We start from the raw sequence: 20596 nt of genomic DNA, 5'->3' as shown, positions 1-20596 counted from the left end.
CCGATCGGAGGTTTCCACGTGAGTATCACTGTTCGCATTCCCACCATCCTGCGCACCTACACCGGTGGTCAGGCCGAGGTCAGTGCCGAAGGGGCCACCCTCGGCGAGGTCATCTCGGACCTGGAGAAGAACCACACCGGGATCGCCGCCCGCGTTCTCGACGACCAGGGCAAGCTGCGCCGGTTCGTGAATGTGTACGTCAATGACGACGATGTGCGGTTCGAGCAGGGCCTGGAGACGGCCACTCCGGACGGCGCCGGCGTCTCCATCATCCCGGCCGTCGCCGGCGGCTGACCCCGGCGACCGCCACGGCGGCCCCGCTGACCTGGCTGACGTGATGGCCGTATGACCGAACATTACCTTCGGTAATACCCATCACCGACTGTTCATCCGATTGCCCCCTCCGTGAGTGAAGCGGAGGGGGCAATTCTGTGTGGTTGAGCGCGGTACAGTTGGGGAACGCGGTCCTGATCTCCGGGTCGGGGGCCCCGTATTCGATACCGCTGACCCCACAAGAAGTAGCCAAACTGTGCGGGTTATATGCGGCTTTTGCGGCTTTTATGGGGCCCGACTTGCCCTGAATTCAGCCGAATTCTTGCTACATTCCGGACCCTTCCCGTCCAGAATTCTCGTCCGATTGACCTGTTGCAGACGGCAGTTGGACAGATACATTCAGCCGCGGTCGACGCGTTCCGGCGCACGCCCCCAACCTGTGGGGGGTGAGGTCTGACCCGGATCCGCGAAGTGTGGATCTGTGCAAGGGCCAGTAATAGGGGAGTTAGGCATGGCTCAGGGCACCGTCAAGTGGTTCAACGCGGAGAAGGGGTACGGCTTCATCGCGGTCGACGGTGGTGCGGATGTTTTCGTCCACTACAGTGCGATCCAGATGGACGGCTACCGCACCCTGGAGGAAGGTCAGCGGGTCGATTTCGAGATCTCGCAGGGCCAGAAGGGGCCGCAGGCGGACATGGTCCGGCTCGCGACCAGCTGAAGCACGCGCCGACTGACAGCGTCGTTCTTCTCTCTTTGTCGGAGGGCTCGTATCCCATGGGGAGTCATGGGTTACGAGCCCTTCGGCATGCCCGGGGCGAGCGTGCCGGCGCACCCCTGCGGACGCACGCGCGGATGCACCCGGGACGCACCCGGGACGCACCCGCTGACGCACCCGCGGGCGCGGCCCGGTGAGGGGCCGGGGCGCGGCCCAGTCCGCGGGAGGCGCTTGCACTCGGCATGGGCGAGTGCTAATCATTGGCGTTAGCACTCTGAAGGTGAGAGTGACAAAGATGGACCGGGTCGGTGAGGCCCGCAGGCCGGGTGGGGCAAGGAACCCACGGGTCGGCGAGCCGTCCGTCGCGGGCGCGGGCGCGGTCCGAAGACTCACCCCCAGTCCTGGAGGGACCACTTCACATGGCCAAGATCATCGCGTTCGACGAGGAGGCGCGGCGCGGCCTTGAGCGCGGTATGAACCAGCTCGCCGACGCCGTCAAGGTCACCCTCGGCCCCAAGGGCCGCAACGTCGTCCTTGAGAAGAAGTGGGGCGCCCCCACGATCACCAACGATGGTGTGTCCATCGCCAAGGAGATCGAGCTGGAGGACCCGTACGAGAAGATCGGCGCCGAGCTCGTCAAGGAAGTCGCCAAGAAGACGGACGACGTCGCCGGTGACGGTACGACCACCGCGACCGTCCTCGCCCAGGCCCTGGTCAAGGAAGGCCTTCGCAACGTCGCCGCCGGCGCCAACCCGATGGCCCTGAAGCGCGGTATCGAGAAGGCCGTCGAGGCCGTCTCCGGTGCCCTGCTCGAGCAGGCGAAGGACGTCGAGACCAAGGAGCAGATCGCCTCCACGGCCTCCATCTCCGCCGCCGACACCCAGATCGGCGAGCTCATCGCCGAGGCCATGGACAAGGTCGGCAAGGAAGGCGTCATCACCGTCGAGGAGTCCCAGACCTTCGGTCTGGAGCTGGAGCTCACCGAGGGTATGCGCTTCGACAAGGGCTACATCTCGGCGTACTTCGCCACCGACATGGAGCGTATGGAGGCCGTCCTCGACGACCCGTACATCCTGATCGCCAACTCCAAGATCTCCTCGGTCAAGGACCTGCTCCCGCTCCTGGAGAAGGTCATGCAGTCGGGCAAGCCGCTGCTGATCATCGCCGAGGACGTCGAGGGCGAGGCCCTGTCGACCCTGGTCGTCAACAAGATCCGCGGCACCTTCAAGTCCGTCGCGGTCAAGGCCCCGGGCTTCGGCGACCGCCGCAAGGCGATGCTGAACGACATCGCCATCCTCACCGGTGGCGAGGTCATCTCCGAGGAGGTCGGTCTCAAGCTGGAGAACACGACCCTCGACCTGCTGGGCCGCGCCCGCAAGGTGGTCATCACCAAGGACGAGACGACCATCGTCGACGGTGCCGGCTCCACCGAGCAGGTCCAGGGCCGGGTCAACCAGATCCGCGCCGAGATCGAGCAGTCCGACTCGGACTACGACCGCGAGAAGCTCCAGGAGCGCCTGGCCAAGCTCGCCGGTGGCGTCGCCGTCATCAAGGCCGGTGCCGCGACCGAGGTCGAGCTCAAGGAGCGCAAGCACCGCATCGAGGACGCCGTGCGCAACGCCAAGGCGGCCGTCGAGGAGGGCATCGTCGCCGGTGGTGGCGTGGCCCTCATCCAGGCCTCCTCGGTCTTCGAGAAGCTGGACCTGGAGGGTGACGAGCTGACCGGCGCCAACGCCGTGAAGCTCGCGCTGGAGGCCCCGCTCAAGCAGATCGCCGTCAACGGTGGTCTCGAGGGTGGCGTCATCGTCGAGAAGGTGCGCAACCTGCCCGTCGGCCACGGTCTGAACGCCGCGACCGGTGAGTACGTCGACATGATCGCCGAGGGCATCATCGACCCGGCGAAGGTGACCCGCTCCGCCCTGCAGAACGCGGCCTCCATCGCCGCGCTGTTCCTCACCACCGAGGCCGTCATCGCCGACAAGCCGGAGAAGGCCTCCGCGGCCGCTCCGGGCGGCATGCCGGGCGGTGACATGGACTTCTGATCGACCCCTGGTCGATCGCCCGTCCTGACCGAGGGCGGCACCCCCTGTTCGACAGGGGGTGCCGCCCTCGGGCGTTTTCGCCGGTCCCGAAGCAAGGTACGCGCTGGGGGGCGTGCGGCGGATCACAGGGATCGGTCGCCGGATCGCGGAATGCGGGGGGTCGCCTCGATCGTTCACCTACGGGTGCACTTAATGCATGTGCACATACCGTCCGGTCTACGACCTATTCACGAGGAGCCCCCCACGTGACCGTCACCACCACCTCCGCCTCCCGCGCGGCCGAGATCCTCTCCCGTCCGATCGCCCTGAACGGGCTCACGGTCCCCAACCGGATCGTGATGGCGCCGATGACCCGCCAGTTCAGCCCGGGCGGTGTCCCCGGCGAGGACGTGGTCTCGTACTACGCCCGCCGGGCCGCCGCCGGTGTCGGTCTGATCGTCACCGAGGGTACGTACGTCGGGCATGACTCGGCCGGGCAGAGCAGCAGTATCCCGCGGTTCCACGGCGAGGAGCAGCTGGCGGGCTGGGCGAAGGTCGCCGAGGGGGTGCACGCGGCCGGCGGCACGATCGTCCCGCAGCTGTGGCACATCGGCATGGTGCGCAAGCAGGGCCAGCCGCCGTTCGCGGACGCCCCCGCCGTCGGCCCCTCCGGCATCCGTCTGGACGGCACCGAGGGCGAGGGCAAGGCGATGAGCCCGCAGGACCTGGACGACGTCATCCGGGCGTTCGCCGAGGCAGCGGCCGCCGCCGAGCGCATCGGCTTCGACGGGGTCGAGCTGCACGGCGCCCACGGCTACCTCCTCGACCAGTTCCTGTGGGCGGGCACCAACCGCCGTACCGACGCCTACGGCGGTGACCCGGTCGCCCGTACCAGGTTCGCGGCGGAGCTCGTGGCCGCCGTACGCGCGTCGGTCTCCCCGGACTTCCCCGTGATCTTCCGTTACTCGCAGTGGAAGTCGGACAACTACGACGCCCGTCTCGCCGAGACCCCGGAGGAACTGGAGGCGATCCTCACCCCGCTGGCGGCGGCCGGTGTCGACGTCTTCCACGCCTCAACCCGGCGCTACTGGCTCCCCGAGTTCGAGGGCTCCGACCTCAACCTGGCCGGCTGGACCAAGAAGCTCACCGGAAAGCCGACCATCACCGTCGGCTCGGTCGGCCTCGACGGCGAGTTCCTCGGCGCGTTCCGGGGCGAGGGCTCCTCGGTCAAGGGCCTCGACGACCTTCTCGACAGCCTGGAGCGCGAGGAGTACGACATGGTCGCCGTCGGCCGCGCCCTCCTCCAGGACCCGGAGTGGGCGGCGAAGGTGCTGGCCGGCCGCACGGGCGAGCTGAAGGCGTACGACGCGGCGTCGCTGAAGAGCCTGAGCTGACCCACCCCCTTCGCCCTCGGGTTCATCCGGCGACCAGCCAGAAGAACCCGAGGGCGAACGCGTACGGCAGGAGCAGCAACTGCGCGGGGCGGAGCCCGCGCGCGGAACGCGGCACCCGCGCGTCACGGTCGGCTCCGCCCGTGAAGGCGTCGTACGCGTAGACGAGGGCGCTGGCGTCAGCAGCCGCCGGCGACCTCCGCCGACAGCAGCGTGGACAGCCCGTCCCAGCCCTCGACCACGGTGACCGCGGCCGGCACCTGGCCCGCGACCGCCGCACCCCCACCGGCCAGGGCGAGCGGATCCTGCCCCGGCCGCCGGGGGGCGCCCCCCTTGCGACCCCGCCCGGTGAGCCGGGTGACGAGCGCGTACCCCACCGCGGGCAGCGCCGAGAGCATCAGCAGTGCGGCCCACATGGCGCCGGTGTCCTCGGAGACAGTCATGATCACCCCACGGCCCGCGGCACCAACGACAGGATGTCCGCTCCGAAGAACGAGCCGCGCGGGATCCGCGGGCCCATGAGACGGTGTACGAGATCGACGAGGCGGAGACCGGGGCGTTCGTCGCCGAACGCCGCTTCTCCCGAGACGGGGCCGCTTTCACCCGATCGGGTGACGGGTGTTCGGCACTCGCGCGAACTGTCGGACGTTCCATCACTGACCGACCGTGAAGACCTGGCAGCCATCAGCTGTCGAAAGTGAGCGATCATGACGACGAGTGTGCCCCAGGAGCCGGCCCCCCTGACCGAGGGGCCGGTGGTTCGTACCGGCGCCGGTGCCGTGCGTGGGTTGCGGGAGGACGGGCTGGCGGTTTTTCGGGGCATACCGTTCGCCGAACCCCCCGTGGGGGAGGCGAGGTTCGCGGCGCCGCGCCCGGCACGCGCGTGGGACGGGACGCGTGAGGCGTACGCCTTCGGCCCGCCGCCCCCGCAGGACCTGGGCATCCAGGGGCGCACGGGCGTGCTGGAGGCACCCGAGGGCGACGACTGGCTGACGGTCAACGTATGGACACCCGACCCGGACCCGGCCGCCCACCGCCCGGTGATGGTGTGGATCTACGGCGGCGCCTACAAACTGGGCCACTCAGGCAGCCCCGGCTACGACGCCCAGCACATCGCCCGCGACGGCGACGTGGTCGTGGTCTCCCTCAACTACCGCGTCGGCATGGAGGGTTTCGCCCAGATCGAGGGAGCGCCCGCCAACCGGGGCCTCCTTGACCAGGTGGCGGCGCTGGAGTGGGTGCGGGAGAACATCGAGGCCTTCGGCGGCGACCCCGACCAGGTGACGGTCTTCGGGGAGTCGGCGGGCGGCGGGTCGGTGGCCTCGCTGCTGGCGATGCCGAGGGCGCGCGGCCTGTTCCGGCGGGCGATCGCCCAGAGCGTCCCGGGCACGTTCTTCTCCACCGAACTGGCCGCGGACATCGCGCAGGCCCTCGCGGCGGAGGCCGGCCTGCGCCCCACGCTGGCCGACCTCGCGACGACCGACCCGCGCCGACTGCCGGACGTGGGGCAGGCGCTGGGCGTCAAGATGCCCCAGTACATGGGCCGTTGGGGCCAGATCGCGCCGACCATGACACCGTTCTCCCCGGTGGTCGACGGCGAGGTGCTGCCCACCACCCCCTGGCAGGCGCTGGCCTCCGGGTCCGCCCGGGACGTGGACCTCCTCGTCGGCCACAACCGCGACGAGTACCGCCTCTTCCTGGTCATGGGCGGGATGTACGGCAAGATCACGGAGGAGCAGGCGACCGGCGCCCTGCGCCTGTTCGCACCGGGCGGCGAAACGGGGGTGCAGGCCTACCGCGCGGCCTTCCCGGAGGCGTCGGCGGGCGACCTGTACGAACGGGTACAGACCGACTGGCTCTTCGGCATACCGTCGCTGCGCCTGGCGGAAGCACAGACCGCGGGCGGCGGCCGGGCGCACCTGTACGAACTGACCTGGGGCGCCCCGGGCAACGGCGGGCTGCTGGGCGCCTGCCACGGCCTGGACATCCCGCTGCTCTTCGGCACGTTCGAGGCGGACCTCGCCAACCTCCTCTGGGCGGGCACGGGCGTCACCCCCGAGGCGGAGGCCCTCTCCACCCGTTTCCGCACGGCGTGGACGGCGTTCGCGAGGACGGGAGACCCGGGCTGGCCGGCCTTCGACGTCCAGGACCGCCCCACCCAGATCATGGACACGGCACCGACGGTGACGCCGTACCCGGAGGAGCGGAGCAGGAAGCTCTGGGAGGGCTACGAATTCACCCCCTCCCCGCTGCTCGACTGATCCGGGCGGGGCCGCGGGTCAGATGTTGCCGAGGGGCTCGATGTCCACGTGCAGGGGAGTGCCCCAGACCCGGAGCACCTCGTAGTCGGTGAACTCGTGGACGAGCCGGTAGGCCATGGCCGGCCGGGACCCGCGGCGCTGGGCATTGAGGTACAGCTCGGCCTCGCGCCGGTCGCGGCGGGGGGTGCCGCACAGCTCCCACTCCCGGCCGTTCCACGCCTCCGGCAGCCACCGCTGCTGGGGCTGCGGCCGGTCGGCCCGCACCCCGTAACGGGACATCGAGGGCTCCACGGCCGCCTCGCCGTGCACCGGCCGGGGCCCACCCGAGAACTCCGACCGGCGTGCGGCCCGCCGCCGTGTCTCGCACAGCAGACACAGATCCGGGGCGCTCTCGTCCACGGGCCCCTGCGGATGCTCGGCACACCGGGTGCTGGGCGCGGCCGCGCTGACACTCTCCTCCAGCAGGTCGAGAGCACGACGGAGATCGTCCTTGACCTCGTGCAGCTTGGCATCGGGCGTACTGGCGGTCAGCGCCTCCCCGTGCTCGCCGAGCAGGCGAAGGGCACGGCCCAGGGCGGTGAGCTGGGAGTGGTTCATACGATCCAGCGTGGCATACGGCGCCGACAACAGACCGGGGAGATCAGTCGGCGTACCGGTGGGCGGTCGTGCGCAGGGTGTTCAGTCTTTCGGCGGTGTCGGTTTCGGGGGCAGGCGCGTAGACGACGATGCGGAGGTCGGAGCCCGGGACCGTGAGGACGTCGAGGTCGAGGGTCAGGTTGCCGACCAGGGGATGTTCGACGGTCTTGCGGTCGCCGGTGTGGAGGCCCGCGGTGCCGTTGGACCACAGGCGGGCGAAGCGGGGGCTGGTGCGCAGGAGCCGGTCGACGAGCAGGGAGAGGCGGGCGTCCTCGGGATGGGCCAGCGCCGTGACCCGCAGGTCGGCCACCAGTGACTCCTCCTCGGCCTCGTCGCCGGCCCAGGACCGTACCGGCCAGGCGGCGATGGCATCGCCCCGGTGGCCGCCGCCGGAGCGGAACATCCCGGCGACGAGATTGCCCTGGTCCCAGCCGTAGGAGCGAGGGTCCCCTATGACGGTGGTCCACATCCGGTTCCAGCTGAGCAGCGTCCAGTCGGCGGCGTAGACCGCGACCGGCGCGTCCCCCAGTTGCCGGACGAGCCGGTGGACCCTCGGCGGCACCTGCCGCGGCACGTCACCGGCGGCGGGCGGGGTGAGGTGGGCGCAACGGAACAGGTGGTCGCGCTCGGCGGCGTCCAGGCGCAGGGCCCGGGACAGGGCGCCGACGACCTGGGCCGAGGGGTTTCGGGCGCGGCCCTGTTCGAGCCGCACCACGTAGTCGACGGACAGCCCGGCCAGACGGGCCAGTTCCTCGCGGCGCAGACCGGGGATACGCCGGTCCGCGCCGGATGCCGACTCGCCCGTCAAGGGTGAACGGCGCTCCCGCCAGCCTCGCAGGGCGATGCCGAAGTTGTTCGTCGTTGCCATGCGGGCATCATCGTTCGGAATTATTTGGATGAGCCGCCCGCAGTGGAACTCCTGTGCCACATCTGGGTAAAGGAGTTCAGGAGTCAGGGATCAGGGGTCAGGTGTCAGATGTTGAGCGCTGCCTCGGCGAGGGTCCGGGCCGCCGTCCACTGGGCGCGGGTGAAGGCGGCCGCCGACTCCAGCGCCTCGTCGGCCTCGTCCAGCATGACGGCGAACGACTGGAAGACGTGCGGGACTTGGGGCCAGACCTGGAGTTCGACGCGGACGTCGTCGGCGGCGGCGCGGGCGGCCAGCCGGACGGCGTCGTCCAGCAGGATCTCGTGCGAGCCCACCTGGATCAGCAGCGGCGGCAGGCCCGTCAGGTCGGCGAGGACCGGGCTGGCCAGCGGTTCGGTGCCGGGCGTCGTACCGAGGTAGTCGCGGGCCCGGGTGCGCAGGGCCTGCGGGGTGAGCGCGGGGTCCAGGTCGGCCTTGCTCGTCGCGCTGGCGCCGGACACCGTGAGGTCGGCCCAGGGCGAGAACACCGCTGCCGACGACGGCTGGGGCAGTCCCGCCGCCTTGAGGGCGACCAGCGTCGCGACGGTCAACCCGCCACCGGCGGACTCGCCGACGAAGGCGATCCGGGCGGCGGGGATGCCCCGGTCGAGCAGCGCGCGGTACGCGGCCACCGCGTCGTCGACGGCCGCGGGGAACGGGTTCTCGGGGGCCAGCCGGTAGTCGACGCAGACGGCACGGGCGCCCACCCGCCGGGACACGTCGGCGGCCAGGCCCGCCGCGTCGGCGGCGGAGCCGATGGCGTACGCGCCGCCGTGGAAGTACAGCACCACGTCGGACGGATCGCCGCCCGGCGTCTCGACCGTGACGACGGGGACACCGCCGAGCCGGCCGGACGTGGTCGTGACATCGGGGGGCAGCGGTATCGAGGTCATCATCCCGTGGAAGACCGCGCGTGCCTCCGCTATGTCGCCGCCGACGTCGAGCGGGGCGTGCCGGAGCATCTCGTCGAGGTCGCGGCGTTGCTGCCCGGACAATGGCTGTGCCTTTCGTAGAGGGGCGTAGAGGCGCTTGCCGGGGGCTCAGCGCGGCGGGCCGAGGATGATCTGGCCGTACATGTCGGCGGCCTCGGCCATCAGGTCCTTGGATATCTCGAACCCCTCCGGCCGCGGCGTCGACATGTCACGCCCGGCGTGCCGGAACATGCCCTCGATGCCGCCCGGAGTGCAGATCATCAGCAGGTCGGCGGTGTCGGAGGTGATCCGGTAGCCGTGCGGGACGTTCTTGGGCAGGTAGACGATCCCGCCCTCCGACAGCTCCAGCTCCTGGCCGTCCGACCACACCAGCGCGGTGCCCTTGACCAGCATGAAGATCTCGTCCTCGCGGGTGTGCATGTGGTACGGCGGCGCCTCCCCCTTGGCGACACCGAACCGTCCCACGGTCAGCTGTCCGTCGGTGGCCGCGCTGTCCAGGAGGACGGCGAACTGGCCGCCGTCGAGCCATTCGAGCTTCTGCTGCTGATCGGGCTGGGCGAGGTACATCATGCTCACGGCGATGTCCGTTCGGTGTGGGTGACCGTCCCGCGCCGATGATCCTCTTCCGTAACCGGCCGCCGCCAGATGCGGGGGTAGGACCAGCAGTACCACCGGCGGCACCGCACGGAGCATCGGGCACGGGGCATCGACGAGGCCTTTCGCATACGATTCAGATGTGTGGTCCGTTACGTGGCCATATGGGGAGCTCTGTCATGGACGGTCTTGCTGATCTGGGCGGCACACCGGGGTGGGGCCCCGTACACCCCCCGGCCCCTGACGAACCGGTCTTCGCGGAGCCTTGGCAGGGCCGGGCCTTCGCCCTCGCGATCCTCTCCAGCCGTGTCGCGTCCGGCGGCGTCAACACGGACGCCTTCCGGCACGCCCTGGAGCGCCTGGACCGGGCCGCCTACTTCGACGACGGCTACTACGGCCGCTGGCTCAACGGCGGGGAACTGATGCTCACCGACAGCTCGGTCCTGGCGCCCGGCGCGATCGACGCCCGCGCCCGCAACCTACGCGGCGAACAGGTACCCGAGCCGCCGGTCCCCGAGCCCGCCAGACCCGACTACGCCCCGACCGCCCCCGGCTCACTGCGCTCCCTGGACACCCCGCCGGCCTTCGCCGCGGGCGACCGCGTACGGCCCAGGGCCACGCCGGTCCCCGGACACACCCGGCTGCCGCGCTACGCCCGCGGCCGTACCGGCGTCATCCAGGCCGTACAGCCCGCGTCGGTGCTCCCGGACACCAACGCGCACTTCCAGGGCGAGAACCCGCAGTACGTCTACTCGGTGCAGTTCGACTCCCGCGAACTGTGGGGCGCCGACACCGAACCCTTCACGATCACCGTGGAGATGTACGAGAGCTATCTGGAGGCCACCGCATGACCACCGCCGGATCAGAGGAGGAGCGTCTGCCCCCGGCCCTGCGCACCGAGGCACTGGAGCAACTGCTCACCGAGCGGGGCCTGATCGACCCGAAGGTGATGAACGGGATCATCACGGAGTACGAGACCAACGTGGGCCCGCTCAACGGCGCCAAGGTCGTCGCCAAGGCCTGGACCGACCCCGAGTACCGGCGCCGACTCCTGGATGACGGCACCGCGGCCATCAAGGAACTCGGCTTCTCGGGGTCGCAGGGCGAGCACATCGTCGTCGTGGAGAACACCCCGACCACCCATCACGTCGTCGTCTGCACGCTGTGCTCGTGCTACCCGTGGCCCGTGCTCGGCCTGCCGCCCAGCTGGTACAAGGACCCCGCCTACCGCGCCCGCGTGGTGAAGGAACCCCGCAGGGTGCTCGCCGAGATGGGCCTCGAACTGGACGACGACGTACGGATCACCGTCCATGACTCCACCAGCGAGGTCCGCTGGCTGGTTCTGCCCGAACGCCCGGCGGGCACCGAGGACCTCTCCGAGGAGGAACTCGTGCCCCTGGTGTCCCGGGACGCGATGGTCGGCGTGGCCAAGGTGACGGCACCGTGACCGCGCCGCTGGGGGTCGAGGGCCCGGCCGCGCCGCCTCGCTCCAACGGTGAACTGGTCTTCGCCGAGCCCTGGGAGAGCCGTGCGTTCGGCATGGCCGTCAGCCTGTACGAGGCGGGCGCGTTCACCTGGCCGCAGTTCCAGGCCGCGCTGATCGCCCGGATCGCGGCGTCGTCGCGCGACGAGCCGTACCGCTACTACCAGTTGTGGCTGGCCGCGCTGGAAGACGTGCTGGTCAGTGTGGACGCCGTGTCCACGGACGAGGTCACCGCACGCGCCCAGGCCCTGGCACGGCGCCCTCCGGGCCACGACCACGGGGTCACTCCTTGACGCCCTCCACAAAGGCCGACCAGGCCTCCGGCCGGAAGAGGAGCTTCGGGCCGAGGGGGGCGGTTTTGGAGTCGCGGACGGGGATGAGGGTGGGGTGGCCGACGGCTACTTCCAGGCAGTTACCGCCGCCTTGGCTGTAGCTGGACCTGATCCATACGGCCGTGCTCTGGTCGTACTCAAGGATGTTCCTCATGGGCGTAATCCTGCGCCAACGCCTCCATAAGGGCCAGAGAGTTCTCTTGTGACAGAGCGGAGGCCACGAGGAGATCGAAGGCGAACCTGAGTTGGGCGACGGTGGCCGGGTCGTCTTCCAGCCGCCCGGTGTGAACGCCCTCGAAGTAGGCCAGCTGAGGGGCGTCCTCGAACTCCATCAGTTTCAGAGCACCCCGCATTGCCGTGTGCGCTCCCGCGCTCAAGGGAAGCACCTGCACGATGGCCCGGCCCCGGCGGGACAGAGCCGCGGTGTGACGCAGGGCCTCCGCCATCACCGCTCGGCCACCGGTTTCCCGAAGCAGTGCCGCCTCGTCGAGAACAACCCACAACACCGGCTTTGTTGGGTGATCGAGAAGAGCGGTGCGTTCCATGCGGCCTTCCGTCCACTCCTCGACGGTCTCCTCCGGAGCGGTCGGGTCGTACGCGCGGTTCACCGCCCAGGCATACGCACGAGTTTGCAGCAGCCCGGGGATCAGCAGCGGCGAGTACTCCCTGATCGCCGTGGCTTGAGCCTCGGAATCCGCCGCGTCGGCGAAGTGCTCCTCGTACTTCGACTTGGCCGCCGCCGCGCAGTTCCGTGTGAAGAACCCCCCCGTCCCCAGGACTTCGTCCAGCATCCGGGCGATGTCCGGCAACATCCGCCGTGTCCCCGCCTCCAACTGCCCGATGAACGACCCGCTCACGAACAGCCGTTGCCCCAGTTCCGTCTGGCTGAGGCCGGCCTTCTCGCGTGCATGCCGTAACTCGGCCCCCAGCAGGGCTCGCGGCGACGACGACGGGTCCAGGTCCTTCGGTGCTGCCATCGGCAACCCCCTATTCCACGGACGAGGTTGTTGGGATGTCGTATCTAGCCAGGTTAGAGCCGTGGTCGCCACGCTGTGTTGCGAATGACGAACTCAGCGTGGAGGTGGGGAACGGTGCGGCCGACCGAAGAAGTCGTGGAGTCGTTGCGGAGGGCACTGAAGGGGGCCGGGGTCGTGCTGCCGTCGTTGTGCGTCGATCCGGTGACCGGTGCGAGTGACGAGCCCTTCGCCCTGGTCGAGCTGGGGCGTTGCAACGTCCGGGTGGCGGAGCGGCTGGCCTCGGTGGTGCGCGGTGAACGGCCACCCGTCGGGACGTATGTGACGGACGTACGGGACGGTCGGATCGGCGAGGTGATGGGGCACCTCGGCGGGAAGGTGCAGCTACGGCCCGTGGCCGGTGGGCGGGAGTGGGACTGTCCGGGGGAGTCGCTGGCGCCGGCGCCGTCGGAGGAGGTGCTGCGGGCGCAGGTTCAGCGGGCCAACAAGGCGCGGCGGATGCCCTGTTGAGGGCATCCGGCCATCGTTGACGTCTGGCGACAACTCATCGACATCACAGGGAGCCTTGAGAAACCGCTGCTGCAGTGACGGAAGTGAACGGGCACGGCGCCGGTAACGACCCCGGTGACTTCGTCACATGGATGGCTCAGGTCTCGGGCCACCGTCGCTGAAGCTGATGTACGTGGCCAGGAAACCGACGGCGTAGCCGGTCAGCAGACCGCCCGCGTAGACCGCCGCCGCCAGGGCCGGCCCCCTGTTCCCCGTCAGCAGGGGGAACAGGGCCCAGCCCGAGGGGCCGATGGCGGTGGCGCCGACGCGGTCGCCGAGCACCGCGAAGAAACCGACGAAGGCCCCGCCCGCCGCGCCGCCCGCGCAGGCGGTGAGGAAGGGGCGGCCGAGGGGGAGGGAGACGCCGTAGATCAGGGGTTCGCCGACACCCAGCAGGCCGGCCGGGAGGGCGGACCTGATGGTCGTACGCAGTGAGGTGTCGTGGCGGAGACGGACGTAGACGGCGAGGGCGGCTCCGACCTGGCCCGCGCCCGCCATCGCCAGGAGGGGGAGCAGGACGGTGTAGCCCTGCTGCTGGATGAGGGTGGTGTGGATGGGGATCAGGGCCTGGTGGAGGCCCAGCATCACGAGAGGGAGGAAGAGGCCGCCGAGGATCAGTCCGGCAAGGGGGCCGGTGGTGGCGAGGAGCCAGTCGGCTGCGGTGGCGATGACGGAGGAGACGAGTCCGGCGGCGTACATCAGGCCGTACAGGGTGGCCAGTCCGGCGACGAGGACGGTGACGGTGGGGGTGAGGAGGACGTCGAGGGCTTCGGGGACCCGGCCCCGGCACCATCGTTCTACGTAGACGGCGAGCAGGGCGGCGGCCAGGGCGCCGAGGACACCGCCCTGCCCCGGTGCGAGCGTCACCCCGAAGGCGGTCACTTTCGCGACGCCCGGATAGACGACGATCGCCGCGACCGCGCCGCCCAGCACGGGCGTCCCGCCGAACACCTTCGCCGTGTTGTATCCGACGAAGACGCTGATCAGGGCCATGAATCCGGAGGCGATGGCGGCCAGGGCGGGAGTGAGCGAGGACAGCAGGCCGGCGTTGACGAGGAGCCCGTTGAGACCGGCCAGCACCCCGCAGCCGATCAGGGCGGGGATGAGCGGGACGAAGACGTCTGCGATGCGGCGGAGGGCGGTTTTGAGGGGTGTCGCGTTGCGCCGGGCGCGGGCCTCGCGCAGTTCGGCCCCTCGGGCGGCGAGCTGCCCGGCCGTCCCCAGCAGCCGCTGGAACTCGGCGGTCACCGTCACCACAGCCCCCGGCCCGAGGACGACCTGGAGGCTGTTCCCGTCGGCCACCACCCCCAGCACCCCGGGCACCGCCCGCACCGCCTCGTCGTCGACCCTCTCGCGGTCGGCGATCCCCAGCCGCAGCCGGGTCATGCAGTGGGCGACGGAGGTGACGTTCGCGGGGCCGCCGACGAGGGGCAGCAGCGCGGCGGCGGTGTCGTACGGCGATCTCTGCACACCCCGAGCGTGCGGGTCAGCCGGTCGCCGTGGCGAGCGCGGCGCGCAGACGGCCGCCGGACTCCTCCAGAAGGCGGGTGGCGGTGGGCCCGTCGACCCCGGCCAGGATCACCAGGATGGCATTCTTCACCTCGCCGTGGGTCGCGGTGAGGGCCTGCTCGATCTCCTCCTCTTCGGCCCCGGTGGCGAGGGCCACGATCCGTCTGGAACGGGCGCGCAGCTTCTCGTTGGAGGCACGGACGTCGACCATCAGGTTCCCGTAGGTCTTGCCGAGCCGGATCATCGTGATCGTCGACAGCATGTTGAGGACGAGCTTCTGGGCGGTGCCGGCCTTCAGGCGGGTGGAGCCGGTGAGCAGCTCCGGGCCGACGACCACCTCGATACCGTGCTCGGCGGCGGCCGCGAGGGCGCTGCCCGCGTTGCAGGAGAGACCGACGGTGAGGGCGCCGAGGGCGCGGGCGTGCTCGACGGCGCCGACGGCGTAGGGGGTGCGGCCGGAGGCGGAGATGCCGACGACGGTGTCGGCGGCGTCGATTCCGAGGGCGTCGAGATCCTTCCGGGCCAGCTCCGCCGAGTCCTCGGCGCCCTCCACGGACGTGACCATGGCATCCGGCCCGCCCGCGATGACCCCGATGACCTGCCCGGGGGCTGTGTTGAAGGTGGGCGGACACTCGGAGGCGTCGAGCACCCCCAGCCGCCCGGCGGTACCGGCACCGGCGTAGACGAGCCGCCCCCCTTCGGCCATACGGGCGGAGATCGCGTCGATGGCGCCGGCGATCCCGGGCAGGCGCAGGGCGACAGCGGCGGCGACCCCGGCGTCCTCGCCGTTCATGAGCCGGGCGATGTCGAGGGTGGGAAGCGTGTCGATCTCGGCGAGCTCGGGCCGGAACGCCTCGGTGGTGAGCGCCTCCAGCTCGGAGCGGAGGGCGCGGTGTTCGGTGGTCATGGAGAACGGTTCTTTCTGACTCGGTCGAGTGCACCCACCAGGGGCGCGGGACTGAACCGAATATGCGGCTCCGCCGCGTGGGCGCGACCAGCCGCATCCGGCCCGCGCATGCCCACGACGATCAAGTACCACGGTCTATCGAGGGACGTTCCGGTGCCGATGAGCCAACGCCTCATAAGACGCCGCCAACGCCGGAGCCGCAGCCTCGTAAGTCCGCTGGGCAACCCCCACGAACAGACAGTCCACCACCAGCAACTGACTTGTCCGCGAGGACATCGCAGCAGGCCGCAGCTCACTCTCCCGAGCCGTGGACGTGGTCAGCACATGGTCGGCGTACTGCGTCACCGAGGAATCCGGCCGCCCGGTGATGGCAACGGTCGTGGCCCCCCGCTCGAACGCGACCCGCAAGGGCTCTATGACATCCCCGGTGGACCCGGAGTGCGTGATCGCGATCGCCACGTCACCCGCCCGCAACTGCACCGCATTGGTGACCGCCAGATGCGGATCGCTGTGCGCGTGCGCTATCAGCCCTATCCGCAGCAGCTTCTGCGTGAGGTCCTGGGCGACCAGCCCGGACGCCCCGATGCCGTAGACGTCGGTCCGCCGGGCTCCGGCGAGCGCGGTCACCGCGGCCCCCAGCTGCACGGTGTCGAGACCGGCGGCCGTGTCGGCGAGGGTCTGCTGCTCGTCGTAGGCGAGTTTCGCGACGACGTCGGCGATCGGATCGTCGACGGCTATGTCGGTGGTGATCGCGGGCGCCCGCCCCGACTGCTGATGCGCGGCGAGCCCGGCGAGGGCGAGCCGCAGATCGCGGTAGCCGGGGTAGCCGAGCAGCCGGGCGGTGCGGACGACGGTCGCCTCGCTCGTGCCGGTGCGCTCCGCGAGCCCGGTGACCGTAAGGGCCGCGCAGCCGGCGGGGTCGCCCGCGACGGCCTCGGCGACGCGTTGCATGGAGCGGGTCATGGAGGGCGCGAGGGTACGGACCTTGGCCGCGAGGGCGGCCGGAGCCGGCGGCGCGTTGCCCGGGGCCGGGGTCCCGCCCCGGCCGTTGCCGAAAATTTCCTTCACACTCTCGGTCATCCTTGAAAGATATTTTCGTTTCGGGCACCCGGTCAAGACCGCGCACAATAGGACCATGGACCCCGTAAGCCCCCTGGAACAGGCGCTGCACGCAGCCCGCGCCCTGGTGCTCGCCGACCTGGTCGCGGGCGAGGTCGCCGAGGCGGATGTCGTCTCGCTGGTCGAGGACTCCGTCGTACAGCGGCGCTGGTGGGTGGAGCAGTGGCCGGACGGGGCGGGGTACGTGGCGGGGCTGGTCGCCCAGGACGTACAGGACGCGCTCCTTGAGCGGTACGGCCGCTGGCCGCTGTGCCCGGTGTGCGGCACCGGCGACCCGCACGCCCTGGACGTCGAACCGGAGCTCGGCCCTGACCCGCACTGGGTGTGCCACAAGGCGGGCGTGAAGGTCGCCTCCGTCGGCTCCCTGGGCCGGGCGACGGGCGGCATGTCGTCCTCGTGACGGTGCTCTCATGACGGTATACATCGACCCACCGAACTGGCCGGGCCACGGATGTATGTGGTCCCACCTGGTCAGTGACGTGTCGTACGCCGAACTGCACGTCTTCGCCGAGGACATGGGCGTCCCGCGCCGAGGCTTCGAACGCGACCACTACGACATCCCGTCCCACCGCTACGCGGACGCGGTGCGGGCGGGCGCGGTGGAGGTCAGCAGCCGCGAGGTGGTGCGGCTGCTGCACGGGGCGGGGCTGCGCAGACGCAAGAGCGACGTGCCCCGATAACCGCGCTCACCGTCCCCGCAGTTCGAAGGCCAGCCCCTCCCCGTCCTCGCTCACCTTGGTGAAGCCGGCACGGGAGACGACCGCCAGGGAGGGGATGTTGGCGGGCTCGACGGTCGCGAAGAGGGAGGTCACGTCGTCGCGGGCCAGGGCCCAGTCGGCCAGTGCGCGCAGCGCCTCCGTCGCGTAGCCGTTGCCGCGGGCGGACTCCGTGAGGTCGTAGCCGATCTCCACGCGGCCCTCCTCGTCCGGCGCGGAGTGGAAGCCCAGGCCGCCGACCGCGCGGCCGTCCTCCCGGCGGACCAGGGCGAAGACACCGAACTCCGGCCGGAGCACGCCCCCTTCGTACGCCTTCAGCAGGAAACCGGCGGCCTCCCGCGTGCCCTCGTACGGGCCGCCCTCGATCCACTCGAAGCCGCCGTCGCCGCCGAGGCGCAGGTCACGGGCCTCGGCGGGGCGGATGCCGACGAGGTCGAGGCGTTCGGCGGGGATGACGAGGTTGTTGCGCCAGCGCCACTCGGTGACCGGGGCGCGGCCGGGCAGCTCGCCGCGGCCGGTGGCCCACAGCAGGGTCTCCCAGGGCGTCGGACCGGGCTGGACATGCGGGAAGAGCAGGGTCAGGACGGACTCGGCCAGTTCGTCGGACGGCCGGTAGGGGACCCCCAGACCCTCCGCCATGTCGTGCGTGTGGAGCAGCACCTCGGCGATGCCCATCGCGGCGAAGCCGACGCGGTCCGCGCTGCGGAAGGGGTACGGGTGGAAGGCCCGGATCGCGCGCGAGGTGGTCCGGACGGTGGCGGCGAGCAGGGCGCCGGTCGTCTCGACCACGTGCAGCAGGCCGGAGTTGTCGGTGCCGTCGTCGAGCTTGAGCTCGAAGGGCACGTACGCGTCCTGGGCACGCCCGGCCAGATTGGCGGCGTACGCGACGAGATCGTCGGCGACATGGACCGCCGTCTCGTGGCAGTTCCACTCCAGCCTGCCCGCCTTCACCTCCGTCCAGTCCCGGTCCACCGCCGGCCGCAGCGCCGCGACACAGCTCGCGACGGCCTCTGCTATCTGATCCCCGCCCGTTTCACGCATGGGTCGCACCCTAGGACGCCGGATCCTGTGCGGTCGACAGCATTTCCAGCTCGGCGGCGAGGTTGTAGCGGGCGGTCGGCTCCCACTCCGCCTGGCCGTACGGCGTCCTGAAGAGCCTTGGCAGACCGAGCAGTTGACGGAGGATCGCGGAACGGCCCTCCCGGAAGGCGTCGTTCGGGACGAAGTGGTACTCCTCGCGTACCTCGGCGGTGTAGGCGGCGTACGCGGAGGGCGGGGCGGCGAGGATCGCCAGGTCGGCGTCGCACAGCACCTCGCCGTTGCGATCGCCGGGGGCCGGGTCGTGGGTGACGGTGAGCCGGACCAGTCGGGCGACCTCGGCGGTACCGGCCTCGGAGACCCCGGCCTCGGGGAGGGCCCGTTCGGCGAGACGGGCCGAGCGCTCCTCGTTCTCCGAGCGGTCCGGCAGATACACCGCGTCGTGGAACCAGGCGGCGAGCCGCACCAGATCCGGGTCGTCCGCGTGCTCCTCCAGGACGTCGATGTGGTCGAGGACCGCCGTGAGGTGGGCCAGGGTGTGGTACCGGCGCTGGGGCTCCTGCCAGCGGTCCAGGAGGGCGTCGGCGTACGGGTCGGGGTCGGGGTGGCGCGGGTCGTCGCCCCGCGCCATGAGGAGGGCGCGCCGCCAGCGGAAGCGCAGTTCCTGGAGATCGGCCATGCGCCCATTCTCCCGCGCGCCACCGACATGCCCCTAGCGTGGAGGACATGACTGCTGCTGACGACGTACGTGATCCCTCGCTGCCCGGACGTCTGCTCACCGTCGAGCGTGACGCGCTGCTCCCGCTCCTCCGCTCCCGGCCGGACGCGGACTTCGCGCTGCCGGCCGCCGCGTGTCCGGGGTGGACGGTGCGGGATGTGCTCGCACACTGTTCGGCCGCGCTGATCCGGGTGGTGGAGAGCCGGTTGGAGAAGGGGGTGTTCTCACCCGAGTCGAACGACCGGGACATCGCCGACCGCGCCGACTGGACGAACGCCCGGGTCCTCGACGAGCTGGAGCGCGGGATGACCGAAGCCGGGGAGGTGATCGCGGGACGGGCCGACGGGGTCCTGGACGGGATCGCCTTCGGGGAGTGGGTGCACGCCGGTGACGTCCGTGACTCCCTCGGCGAGCCCGGGGCCTACACCGGCGCGGGCGGGCCGTACGCGCTCTCGCTGCTGGCCCGGGTCACCCGGGAGCGGGGCCGGCTGCGGTTGCACGCCGACCTGGACGACGTGGACGAGCCGCTGCAACTGGGCGCGACGAGCGGCACGCGGACACCGGCCCGTTTCATCGGCGACACGGCGACGCTCGTACGGCTGTACACGGGGCGGGCGGTCGACGGGGCGTTGTACGAGCTGATGGGGGCGGAGGCGAAGGAGCTGAATCTGTTCGGGTGAGCGGCCGAAGGCGGTCTCGCGGCCGTATACGGACCCCACGTACTCTTTGATTGGACTAGACCTCCTGCGGTCGGTCGGCCTGCTGGTCGGCCGACCGCGCCTTGGGTACACGGGGAACACCACGGAAGGGGCCCTATGAGCACGCGTGCAGTCCTGGAGGTGATCGCCCTCGACGCCGAGGACGCGGTAGCCGCCCAGGCCGGAGGCGCGGACCGCCTCGAACTGGTCACCGACATGGCGGCCGACGGGCTGACCCCGCCGCCCCGGACCTTCACCGCGATCCGGGCCGCCGTCGACATCGACCTGCGCGTGATGGTGCGGCTGGCGGACGGGTTCGCCGCGGGGGACGTCGACCGTCTGGTGGGGGTGGCCGGGGAGCTGCGGGCGGCGGGGGCCGACCAGTTCGTGCTCGGGTTCCTCGGCGCGGACGGGGATGTGGACCTGGCGGCCGTGGAGCGCGTGGCGGCCGAGCTCGCGGGCTGCCGCTGGACCTTCCACCGGGCCATCGACCGCGCCGCCGACCGCGACGCGCTGCGCAAGCAGCTCGCCGACGTTCCGGGCCTTGACACCTACCTCACCGCGGGCGCGGCGACCGGCGTGGACGAGGGGCTGCCCACCCTCCTGGCCGAGGCTCGGCGCCGCGGCGAGCCGGGGTACGAGCAGACGCTCCTGGTGGGTGGCGGCCTGCGGCTCGATCATGTCACCGAGCTTCGGGCAGCCGGGCTCGACGCGTTCCACATCGGCGGCGCGGCACGGCCGGCCGGCTGGGAAGGACCGGTGTCCGCGGAGGCGGTCCGGAACTGGCGCCGGGCACTGGACCTGGTGACGGCGCTGCCCGAATAGG

The 20596-nt window shown here is 71.0% G+C and carries 25 protein-coding genes; 13 read left to right on the top strand and 12 right to left on the bottom strand.

The genetic code is table 11. The features are described 5' to 3' along the window. The first annotated feature begins 18 nt into the window (after positions 1-18). From ABTY98_RS26760 to ABTY98_RS26745, 4 genes are all read left to right on the top strand, one after another. A complete protein-coding gene (locus ABTY98_RS26760) occupies positions 19-294 on the top strand; it encodes a ubiquitin-like small modifier protein 1 (RefSeq protein ID WP_352223527.1) in 276 nt (91 codons plus the stop codon). A gap of 490 nt (positions 295-784) precedes the next feature. Next, positions 785-991 carry a cold-shock protein gene (locus ABTY98_RS26755; RefSeq protein ID WP_019057200.1) on the top strand — a complete coding sequence of 69 codons (207 nt, stop codon included), beginning with the start codon at positions 785-787 and terminating at the stop codon, positions 989-991. A gap of 416 nt (positions 992-1407) precedes the next feature. Next, a complete protein-coding gene (gene groL / locus ABTY98_RS26750; RefSeq protein WP_352223526.1) occupies positions 1408-3030 on the top strand; it encodes a chaperonin GroEL in 1623 nt (540 codons plus the stop codon). Positions 3031-3275: 245 nt separating this feature from the next. Beyond that, positions 3276-4403, top strand: a complete 1128-nt coding sequence (locus ABTY98_RS26745; protein WP_352223525.1) for an NADH:flavin oxidoreductase — start codon at positions 3276-3278, stop codon at positions 4401-4403. A 176-nt stretch (positions 4404-4579) separates the two neighbouring features. On the opposite strand, the gene ABTY98_RS26740 is transcribed toward ABTY98_RS26745, so the two are convergent. Continuing rightward, a complete protein-coding gene (locus ABTY98_RS26740) occupies positions 4580-4843 on the bottom strand; it encodes a hypothetical protein (RefSeq protein WP_352223524.1) in 264 nt (87 codons plus the stop codon). A gap of 264 nt (positions 4844-5107) precedes the next feature. Between ABTY98_RS26740 and ABTY98_RS26735 the strand changes: the two genes are divergently transcribed. Beyond that, complete coding sequence (locus tag ABTY98_RS26735) at positions 5108-6661, top strand: carboxylesterase/lipase family protein (protein ID WP_352223523.1); 1554 nt, start codon at positions 5108-5110, stop codon at positions 6659-6661. A gap of 18 nt (positions 6662-6679) precedes the next feature. Here ABTY98_RS26735 and ABTY98_RS26730 read toward each other — a convergent pair whose 3' ends face one another. The 4 genes from ABTY98_RS26730 to ABTY98_RS26715 all read right to left on the bottom strand — a co-directional run bounded on the left by ABTY98_RS26730 (position 6680) and on the right by ABTY98_RS26715 (position 9703). Further along, complete coding sequence (locus tag ABTY98_RS26730; RefSeq protein ID WP_352223522.1) at positions 6680-7258, bottom strand: hypothetical protein; 579 nt, start codon at positions 7256-7258, stop codon at positions 6680-6682. A 43-nt stretch (positions 7259-7301) separates the two neighbouring features. Then, positions 7302-8165 (bottom strand): helix-turn-helix domain-containing protein, encoded by an 864-nt coding sequence (locus ABTY98_RS26725; RefSeq protein ID WP_352223521.1) that lies wholly within the window; start codon positions 8163-8165, stop codon positions 7302-7304. Between the two features lie 104 nt (positions 8166-8269). Continuing rightward, a complete protein-coding gene (locus ABTY98_RS26720) occupies positions 8270-9196 on the bottom strand; it encodes an alpha/beta hydrolase fold domain-containing protein (RefSeq protein ID WP_352223520.1) in 927 nt (308 codons plus the stop codon). Between the two features lie 45 nt (positions 9197-9241). Further along, complete coding sequence (locus tag ABTY98_RS26715) at positions 9242-9703, bottom strand: cupin domain-containing protein (protein WP_352223590.1); 462 nt, start codon at positions 9701-9703, stop codon at positions 9242-9244. Positions 9704-9906: 203 nt separating this feature from the next. Here ABTY98_RS26715 and nthB point away from each other — a divergent pair, with 203 nt between their 5' ends. From nthB to ABTY98_RS26700, 3 genes are read left to right on the top strand one after another with little or no spacing between them, the layout of a single operon-like run. Next, the gene (gene nthB, locus ABTY98_RS26710; protein WP_352223519.1) at positions 9907-10578 is read left to right on the top strand and encodes a nitrile hydratase subunit beta; all 672 of its coding nucleotides are present in this window, start codon (positions 9907-9909) and stop codon (positions 10576-10578) included. Beyond that, positions 10575-11174 carry a nitrile hydratase subunit alpha gene (gene nthA / locus ABTY98_RS26705; RefSeq protein ID WP_352223518.1) on the top strand — a complete coding sequence of 200 codons (600 nt, stop codon included), beginning with the start codon at positions 10575-10577 and terminating at the stop codon, positions 11172-11174. The genes nthB and nthA overlap by 4 nt, the downstream gene beginning before the upstream one ends. Further along, positions 11171-11503, top strand: coding sequence for a nitrile hydratase accessory protein (locus tag ABTY98_RS26700; protein ID WP_352223517.1), 333 nt, complete (start codon positions 11171-11173; stop codon positions 11501-11503). Before nthA ends, ABTY98_RS26700 begins: the two co-directional genes overlap by 4 nt. Here ABTY98_RS26700 and ABTY98_RS26695 read toward each other — a convergent pair. Further along, positions 11493-11696: a DUF397 domain-containing protein gene (locus ABTY98_RS26695; protein ID WP_352223516.1), complete on the bottom strand. Its 204-nt coding sequence runs from the start codon at positions 11694-11696 to the stop codon at positions 11493-11495. The two genes, ABTY98_RS26700 and ABTY98_RS26695, sit on opposite strands and share 11 nt — an antisense overlap. Continuing rightward, positions 11680-12519, bottom strand: coding sequence for a helix-turn-helix domain-containing protein (locus ABTY98_RS26690; protein WP_352223515.1), 840 nt, complete (start codon positions 12517-12519; stop codon positions 11680-11682). The genes ABTY98_RS26695 and ABTY98_RS26690 overlap by 17 nt, the downstream gene beginning before the upstream one ends. A gap of 114 nt (positions 12520-12633) precedes the next feature. Here ABTY98_RS26690 and ABTY98_RS26685 point away from each other — a divergent pair, with 114 nt between their 5' ends. Beyond that, positions 12634-13026: a hypothetical protein gene (locus tag ABTY98_RS26685; RefSeq protein WP_352223514.1), complete on the top strand. Its 393-nt coding sequence runs from the start codon at positions 12634-12636 to the stop codon at positions 13024-13026. 123 nt (positions 13027-13149) lie between these two features. Here the strand turns inward: ABTY98_RS26685 and ABTY98_RS26680 are convergent, their stop codons facing one another. The 3 genes from ABTY98_RS26680 to ABTY98_RS26670 form a co-directional block, all read right to left on the bottom strand. Next, complete coding sequence (locus tag ABTY98_RS26680; protein ID WP_352223513.1) at positions 13150-14535, bottom strand: PTS transporter subunit EIIC; 1386 nt, start codon at positions 14533-14535, stop codon at positions 13150-13152. A gap of 16 nt (positions 14536-14551) precedes the next feature. Continuing rightward, positions 14552-15481: an N-acetylmuramic acid 6-phosphate etherase gene (gene murQ / locus ABTY98_RS26675; protein ID WP_352223512.1), complete on the bottom strand. Its 930-nt coding sequence runs from the start codon at positions 15479-15481 to the stop codon at positions 14552-14554. A 135-nt stretch (positions 15482-15616) separates the two neighbouring features. Then, positions 15617-16561: a MurR/RpiR family transcriptional regulator gene (locus tag ABTY98_RS26670; protein WP_352223511.1), complete on the bottom strand. Its 945-nt coding sequence runs from the start codon at positions 16559-16561 to the stop codon at positions 15617-15619. A gap of 55 nt (positions 16562-16616) precedes the next feature. Here ABTY98_RS26670 and ABTY98_RS26665 point away from each other — a divergent pair, with 55 nt between their 5' ends. Together ABTY98_RS26665 and ABTY98_RS26660 are read left to right on the top strand one after the other, a co-directional pair. After that, the gene (locus ABTY98_RS26665) at positions 16617-17000 is read left to right on the top strand and encodes a DUF8819 family protein (protein WP_352223510.1); all 384 of its coding nucleotides are present in this window, start codon (positions 16617-16619) and stop codon (positions 16998-17000) included. A gap of 10 nt (positions 17001-17010) precedes the next feature. After that, the gene (locus tag ABTY98_RS26660; protein WP_352223509.1) at positions 17011-17280 is read left to right on the top strand and encodes a DUF4031 domain-containing protein; all 270 of its coding nucleotides are present in this window, start codon (positions 17011-17013) and stop codon (positions 17278-17280) included. Positions 17281-17286: 6 nt separating this feature from the next. Here ABTY98_RS26660 and ABTY98_RS26655 read toward each other — a convergent pair whose 3' ends face one another. Next, on the bottom strand, positions 17287-18357 hold the full coding sequence (locus ABTY98_RS26655) for a GNAT family N-acetyltransferase (protein ID WP_352223508.1): 1071 nt from the start codon (positions 18355-18357) through the stop codon (positions 17287-17289). A 10-nt stretch (positions 18358-18367) separates the two neighbouring features. Continuing rightward, the gene (locus ABTY98_RS26650; protein WP_352223507.1) at positions 18368-19033 is read right to left on the bottom strand and encodes an HD domain-containing protein; all 666 of its coding nucleotides are present in this window, start codon (positions 19031-19033) and stop codon (positions 18368-18370) included. 47 nt (positions 19034-19080) lie between these two features. Between ABTY98_RS26650 and ABTY98_RS26645 the strand changes: the two genes are divergently transcribed. Next, positions 19081-19752 carry a maleylpyruvate isomerase family mycothiol-dependent enzyme gene (locus ABTY98_RS26645; protein ID WP_352223506.1) on the top strand — a complete coding sequence of 224 codons (672 nt, stop codon included), beginning with the start codon at positions 19081-19083 and terminating at the stop codon, positions 19750-19752. Between the two features lie 135 nt (positions 19753-19887). After that, positions 19888-20595 carry a copper homeostasis protein CutC gene (locus tag ABTY98_RS26640; protein WP_352223505.1) on the top strand — a complete coding sequence of 236 codons (708 nt, stop codon included), beginning with the start codon at positions 19888-19890 and terminating at the stop codon, positions 20593-20595. The last annotated feature ends 1 nt before the right edge of the window (position 20596 follow it).

Origin of the sequence: Streptomyces sp. NPDC096040, from assembly GCF_040303265.1 — a bacterium.
Classification (GTDB): Bacteria; Actinomycetota; Actinomycetes; order Streptomycetales; family Streptomycetaceae; genus Streptomyces.
This window is presented reverse-complemented; position numbering and strand designations above follow the sequence as displayed.

What these genes read in the sequence shown, in the direction of transcription:
- ABTY98_RS26755 (WP_019057200.1), top strand. Translation starts at nt 785, where the DNA reads ATGGCTCAGGGCACCGTCAAGTGGTTCAACGCGGAGAAGGGGTACGGC.
- groL (WP_352223526.1), top strand. Translation starts at nt 1,408, where the DNA reads ATGGCCAAGATCATCGCGTTCGACGAGGAGGCGCGGCGCGGCCTTGAG.
- ABTY98_RS26740 (WP_352223524.1), bottom strand. Translation starts at nt 4,843, where the DNA reads ATGACTGTCTCCGAGGACACCGGCGCCATGTGGGCCGCACTGCTGATG.
- ABTY98_RS26735 (WP_352223523.1), top strand. Translation starts at nt 5,108, where the DNA reads ATGACGACGAGTGTGCCCCAGGAGCCGGCCCCCCTGACCGAGGGGCCG.
- ABTY98_RS26730 (WP_352223522.1), bottom strand. Translation starts at nt 7,258, where the DNA reads ATGAACCACTCCCAGCTCACCGCCCTGGGCCGTGCCCTTCGCCTGCTC.
- ABTY98_RS26725 (WP_352223521.1), bottom strand. Translation starts at nt 8,165, where the DNA reads ATGGCAACGACGAACAACTTCGGCATCGCCCTGCGAGGCTGGCGGGAG.
- ABTY98_RS26715 (WP_352223590.1), bottom strand. Translation starts at nt 9,703, where the DNA reads ATGATGTACCTCGCCCAGCCCGATCAGCAGCAGAAGCTCGAATGGCTC.
- nthB (WP_352223519.1), top strand. Translation starts at nt 9,907, where the DNA reads ATGGACGGTCTTGCTGATCTGGGCGGCACACCGGGGTGGGGCCCCGTA.
- nthA (WP_352223518.1), top strand. Translation starts at nt 10,575, where the DNA reads ATGACCACCGCCGGATCAGAGGAGGAGCGTCTGCCCCCGGCCCTGCGC.
- ABTY98_RS26695 (WP_352223516.1), bottom strand. Translation starts at nt 11,696, where the DNA reads ATGAGGAACATCCTTGAGTACGACCAGAGCACGGCCGTATGGATCAGG.
- ABTY98_RS26690 (WP_352223515.1), bottom strand. Translation starts at nt 12,519, where the DNA reads ATGGCAGCACCGAAGGACCTGGACCCGTCGTCGTCGCCGCGAGCCCTG.
- murQ (WP_352223512.1), bottom strand. Translation starts at nt 15,481, where the DNA reads ATGACCACCGAACACCGCGCCCTCCGCTCCGAGCTGGAGGCGCTCACC.
- ABTY98_RS26670 (WP_352223511.1), bottom strand. Translation starts at nt 16,561, where the DNA reads ATGACCGAGAGTGTGAAGGAAATTTTCGGCAACGGCCGGGGCGGGACC.
- ABTY98_RS26665 (WP_352223510.1), top strand. Translation starts at nt 16,617, where the DNA reads ATGGACCCCGTAAGCCCCCTGGAACAGGCGCTGCACGCAGCCCGCGCC.
- ABTY98_RS26660 (WP_352223509.1), top strand. Translation starts at nt 17,011, where the DNA reads ATGACGGTATACATCGACCCACCGAACTGGCCGGGCCACGGATGTATG.
- ABTY98_RS26655 (WP_352223508.1), bottom strand. Translation starts at nt 18,357, where the DNA reads ATGCGTGAAACGGGCGGGGATCAGATAGCAGAGGCCGTCGCGAGCTGT.
- ABTY98_RS26650 (WP_352223507.1), bottom strand. Translation starts at nt 19,033, where the DNA reads ATGGCCGATCTCCAGGAACTGCGCTTCCGCTGGCGGCGCGCCCTCCTC.
- ABTY98_RS26645 (WP_352223506.1), top strand. Translation starts at nt 19,081, where the DNA reads ATGACTGCTGCTGACGACGTACGTGATCCCTCGCTGCCCGGACGTCTG.
- ABTY98_RS26640 (WP_352223505.1), top strand. Translation starts at nt 19,888, where the DNA reads ATGAGCACGCGTGCAGTCCTGGAGGTGATCGCCCTCGACGCCGAGGAC.